At 57.3% G+C, this 5,351-nt stretch carries 4 protein-coding genes and 1 pseudogene; all 5 read right to left on the bottom strand.

All coding sequences use genetic code 11. From position 1 onward, the window contains the following. On the bottom strand, positions 1-966 hold a 966-nt coding region (locus H8B02_RS44935; protein WP_229172165.1), incomplete at its 3' end, for an ABC transporter substrate-binding protein. Between the two features lie 247 nt (positions 967-1,213). Next, on the bottom strand, positions 1,214-2,515 hold the full coding sequence (gene urtA / locus H8B02_RS44930; protein WP_229172164.1) for an urea ABC transporter substrate-binding protein: 1,302 nt from the start codon (positions 2,513-2,515) through the stop codon (positions 1,214-1,216). Continuing rightward, the gene (locus tag H8B02_RS44925) at positions 2,512-4,407 is read right to left on the bottom strand and encodes an adenylate/guanylate cyclase domain-containing protein (protein ID WP_229172163.1); all 1,896 of its coding nucleotides are present in this window, start codon (positions 4,405-4,407) and stop codon (positions 2,512-2,514) included. Before H8B02_RS44925 ends, urtA begins: the two co-directional genes overlap by 4 nt. A 122-nt stretch (positions 4,408-4,529) precedes the next feature. Beyond that, entirely contained in the window at positions 4,530-4,928 is a 399-nt protein-coding gene (locus H8B02_RS44920) for a hypothetical protein (protein WP_229172162.1), read from the bottom strand. A 74-nt stretch (positions 4,929-5,002) separates the two neighbouring features. After that, a pseudogene (locus H8B02_RS44915) lies at positions 5,003-5,351 on the bottom strand (arylsulfatase); the annotation flags it as partial.

Here is a 5,351-nt window from a genome sequence, read left to right as displayed (position 1 = left end):
TTTGATCGTATCTGGACTGAGGCTTATGCCGAGCTCTTTCGCTGTCCTGAGATTGAACACGACATCGTATCGGCTGTAGCGTTCGATCTTGAGATCGCGCGGACTTGCACCCTTCAGGATCAGATCGACGAAGCCAGCCGAGCGCTCGGCGCAGCCCGGAACATCGGGATTGACCTGCAACAATGCGCCCGCTTCAGCGGCCAATGCCTCGCTCATCGCCAGTGGAATCCTATGCTTGAGAGACAACTCGGCCAGAAGCTTGCGTTGGAAGAAAAAGAACGGCCCCTGCAAACTCGTGACCGCATCAGCGCCATCCCGCTTGGCGGCGAGGATTGCGGGTTCCAGCTCGTCGGCCTTGCTGATGTCGAACGTCACGAGCTTAATGTTTGCCTTCATGGACGCAGCTCGCATAGCCCTGAGCAATTGGTCGTTGCCGGGATAAGGATTGACGAGAATCGCCAGGGTTCTCGCCACCGGCAGCGTCTTTCGTAATATCTCAACCCGGGCGGCCGCAGCTTCATCGGCTATCAAGTTCATGCCGGTCACATTGGTATCCGGGCGGTCCCAACTTCTGATAAGGCCCATCGAAACAAAGTCGCCGCCCGCCGTCGCACTCACGATCGGCACCGTGTTCGTAACCTTTGCTGCCGCGACCAGCGCTTCTCCGGCCACTGCAACGATCACTTTCACGTTCTGCTCAATCAAATTTCTTGCAATTGGCGGCAATTGGTCGAGCTTGCCCTCGGCGTACCGATATTCGAGGGCTACGGTCTTTCCATCGTCATAGCCCCGCGCAGCCATACCCGCGACGACCGCGCTGATCGATGGGATCGGACCTTTGGGTCCTGGATGTACGAGGCCGACCTTCGGCAGGTCAGCCGCGAACGGTCGTCCTGCCGAAATTAAACTCGACGCGGATGCCGCCACGGTCGCAAACAAAATTTGTCGCCGGTCTAGATCGCGCATGATCGAGTCTCCGGACAATTGCCTTCCCGGCTGGGCACCATCGGACAAGGGCAAGAATTGGCGGCACGAACATACACCAAATCTGGGCCGCTTGCAGGTCCTCCACCGGGGTGGCGACGCAGGTTCACGGATAGACGCGAAGGCCCGCGCGTTTTGCAACGCGGGAGTCCGCAATTGGGCCAACTGGAGGCATCGGTTGGGGTAGCGCTCGCATACAGTCCGATCAATCGACCGGAGCAACGAACCCTCACCACTCTTTGAAGGTCGGTTCGATGCACCCTCCGCACACCCAAGGAAAAGTCCAATTGGCCGTACGCTTGGCGCTGTCGCGAATGTACTTGCTCCAGGCGTCGGCCCTGATCGGGTTGATCGACTGCCAAATGACCTCAAACCTCCCGGCGGCATCGATCTTGCCGATCATGACCGGCTTGGAAAGGTGGTGGTTGGTGTTCATGACCTCCTCGAAACCGCTTGGCGCCTTTACCCTTTGCCCGTACATGGCCTGACGAACCGAATCGACCTCTGTCGTGCCCGCTTGCGCCACAGCCTGCGCCCACATCCTGAAGCCGATGAACGTGGCCTCCATTGGATCGTTGGTGGTTTCGTCCTTGCCTCCGGTGAAGCCCTTCCACATCTTGATGAATGCGTCATTTTCGGGTGACTTGACTGAATGGAAGTAATTCCAGGCCGCCAGGTGGCCGGCCAAAGACTTCGCGTCCATGCCCAGTAGCTCGCGCTCGCCGACAGAGAATGCCATGACCGGAATGGAATTGGCGTCCACCTTTTGCGCTGCGAGCTCCTTGTAGAAATATGTGTTGGCATCGCCATTGATGGTTGAAATGACCGCGATCTTTTTCCCCTCGGTTCCGAACTTCTTGATGCGCTCGATGATCTCACGCCAGTCGGCGTAGCCGAATGGCGTGTAGATCGTCATGATGTCTTCCTGCGAAACGCCCTCTGAGGCGAGATAGGCTTCCAATATCCGGTTGGTCGTGCGCGGATAGACATAGTCCGTGCCGAGAAGAACCCACCTGCGAACCTCGCCGCCCTCCCTGCTCATCAGGTATCGAGCGGCCGGGATCGCTTGCTGATTGGGCGCGGCTCCCGTGTAGAAGATGTTGCGGGAGCTTTCCTCACCCTCGTACTGGACGGGATAATAGAGCAGGCCGTTCATTTGCTCGAAGACCGGAAGGACGGACTTGCGTGATACCGAGGTCCAACAGCCGAACACGACTGCGACCTTTTCTTTCGTGAGCAGATCCCGGGCCTTTTCGGCGAAGAGATCCCAGTCGGAGGCGGGATCGACAACAATCGGCACGAGTTTCCGCCCGAGCAGACCACCCTTCCGGTTCTGGTCGTCAATCAGCATGAGTACCGTGTCCTTGAGCACCGACTCGCTGATGGCCATGGTGCCGGTAAGCGAATGAAGAATGCCGACCCGAATGGTGTTGTCGTCTGCGCCAGCTACAGGAGCGGCAAACAGCAGGAGCAACAGAAGCAATCCCCATCCGAACCGGCGACGGGGCGCTGTCGACGACGAGGTCTTCATCCCCCTGCCTCAATGAGTTCGAAAATGAGGGTTGCCTTGGTCATGCCTTTGGCAATGACCGAACCGATCTCCTTGAACCGGAAGCAATGCCGGGCTCGAGAGTAAACGTCCTCACTGGCGAGGATAGCGGTTCCATGTTCCTTGTTCAGGCCTTCGAGGCGGGCGGCCAGATTCACTGTGCTTCCAAGGGCCGTGTAGTTCATCCGTTCGGCCGAGCCGAGGTTGCCGACCACGGCCTCGCCGACATGAATGCCGAACCGCGTGAAAAACGGCTGTAGGCCTTCGGATTCGAATTGGGCGTTAAGCTGTTCGCTGGCAATCTTGCCTGCAAGAGCTGCCCGACAAGCGCGCTCGACGTGATCGGGCTGTGAATTTGGGGCGTTCCAGAAAACCATCACCGCATCGCCGATGAACTTGTCAATCGTCCCGGCCTCGGCAAGAAAGGCCTCCGTTAACACAGTGAAATAGCGGGATGTCTGGTGCATGAGAGCATCGGGGTCCGATGATTCAGCAATGGTCGTGAAGCCGCGAACGTCGGTGAAGAGGGCGGTGATTTCTTGCCTGACGCCGCCAAGTTCACTGGAGATTGAATTGTCGACGACTCGCCTGACGAGCTCCTTGGGGACAAATCGCGAGAACGACCAGATTGCGCGCTGCGCGAGGCTCACGGTGAGGCCGAGCTCTTGAACCTCCTTGATGTATGAACCGACCGGTGAGCTGTCGGGGGCACGCAGCGTCTGGAGCTTGCCGGCTTGGACCGTTATGGTTTTCAAAGAACGTGATATCTTGCTCCCGAAAAGCCAAACAGCTGGCACAAAGGCAGCGCAAGCAGTCACCGCGATGATTAGCCCGACGCGCTGCAACTTCTGGATATCCTTTACGAAATCATCTTGCTGCGCGATCATCAGAACGTTGAGGCTAAACTGCTCACCCAGTTTGAATTTCCTCAGCCGGAAAAGAAAATCTAGCCCTCGCTCGCGAATACTTCCATCGTACTGGCCGCCGCCATTCCACGCTTTCAGGATCGACGCGGCCAGTCCGCCGCCCATTTCCTTGAGGTTGAAATGCTGCGGGTGCGAGGGATGCGTCATCGCATTTGCGACGAATTGCGCAAAATCGGGGTGGGCAACAAGCATCCCGGCCTGATCGAAAATCAGGGCTGTTCCGTGCTCCCCTGGCCGCTGCGCATAGACGAAATCGCTGAAATCGTCGAGCTTGAGATCGGCCGCGATGACGCCGCGCACTTTCCCCCGCAACGGCGCGCTCACGGTGATCACGGGTGCGCCGATGCTGAATGCAACGTAGGGCGACGATATGACGACCCGGTCGGCCTTGATCGCGTCAATATACCAGAACCGCTTACGTGGGTCGTAACCGTATTTCCACAGATCGAGCTGCTCGAGCTGGTTGCCTTGCGGGTCTTCGAAGATCCGTCGCATGGGCAAGGCGCCGGATGGGGTAGGACGGATCAAGCTGACGCTAACGGAAGCGCCCAGCGGCGCCCTTAGCTTCGCCTGTTCCTCCTCATTCAGTTGGTCCAAAGGCCGCACCTGCAACCAGGCTCCATTGTCGTAGCCGACATAGATTGAGTCCATTTTGGGCACTTCGAGGAGAGCGGTCTTGAACAGTGGAATTGCGGGGCCGACTTCCGATCTTTCCTCTGAATCGGCGACGCTTGAACTGCTCGACAGCACGTGAACAAGTGACGTGATTTTGGAGATTTCATTCTGAAGGCGCCCCAGCGTCTCTGCGCTGGCCGCATCCATGCGGGCGGACGCCGCCTCCTCGGCGGCCAGACGTAGGGTCCAGAACTGAATGAAGATCAAGAGTCCAGCCAGCGCGGCAATGAATGCCATCACAGCGAAGGTTATCGATGTTCGGAATGTGAACATCTTGCCGCGCCTTTCAGGACGTCCTGTCATACTCAAGGGAAAACAGTGAATCGCACTCCGCTTAGATCAACTCACCACAGGCTGCGCCTTGGAGTGAAAGCTTTGCTAAATGCGCGTTTCAATCACTTCGGAGATTTCCTTCTGCTAGCGCCCTTAAGACTGGTACTAGAATTCGGATTTGTACCATCCGTCATCTGAAGACAAGTCAGCAGATCAACATAGCTGGCGTCTCCAGCAGCCGTAGCCTCGCCTTCGCATTGGGCTCGAATTGCGGCAGAATACGAAGACCAAATCGGCCCAAGTTGCTGCTGCGCCGAATTCTCATCGCTCATGCACTTCTCGAAGCTCTGAGGCAAATCTAAGCCCATAGCCTTGTCGGCTGCTACCGAACCTCTGCAGGCAGCCTCCACATTGAGTTTAGGAACCTGATCGGAAACAAGCATCGCCAATTGACCGCCAAGAGCAATTCCGAGAATTGCAGGATGCATGACAAGTCCTTTCTCTGAATGTTCCAGAATCATCTGCCCGCGAACGTTGAAGGATAGGCACCCCGACCTAGTGATGCCCGTTCTTGTCAGTCAATGGTCCTGCACGCCTACTTGGCCATTGCCGTCCTGGCGGCCTCGATTTTCGCCTTCACAGCATCGAGATTGAAGCTCGCGCCCTTCTGCATCGGCGGAAACTCGATCGCGGTCATGGCCAGCTTCTCGACCTCCTGTTGAACGAACACGAATCGCCAGAACTCATATTTGAACCAGTCGAAGTATTGTTGCGCGCCGTATTTGGTCCCGCTATCGGGCCAGCCCGTTCGCTCGAACGGATCAAGGCGAAGGTTGATCAGGTAGGGCACGTCAACTTTGGCTTTTTCACCGAGCCAACCGCCGGGTTGGTCGATGAAGCGATACTTGTAGTCGTCGATGCGCACGGCCCCGAGCTCGCTCTCA

It is taken from the genome of Bradyrhizobium altum (assembly GCF_020889705.1).
Classification (GTDB): domain Bacteria; phylum Pseudomonadota; class Alphaproteobacteria; order Rhizobiales; family Xanthobacteraceae; genus Bradyrhizobium; species Bradyrhizobium altum.
The sequence above is the reverse complement of the archived record's forward strand: the minus strand, read 5'-3'. Positions and strand labels throughout refer to the sequence as shown.

Coding starts and splice junctions, on each gene's coding strand:
- urtA (WP_229172164.1), bottom strand. CDS start 2,515: ATGAAGACCTCGTCGTCGACAGCGCCCCGTCGCCGGTTCGGATGGGGA.
- H8B02_RS44925 (WP_229172163.1), bottom strand. CDS start 4,407: ATGTTCACATTCCGAACATCGATAACCTTCGCTGTGATGGCATTCATT.
- H8B02_RS44920 (WP_229172162.1), bottom strand. CDS start 4,928: ATGATTCTGGAACATTCAGAGAAAGGACTTGTCATGCATCCTGCAATT.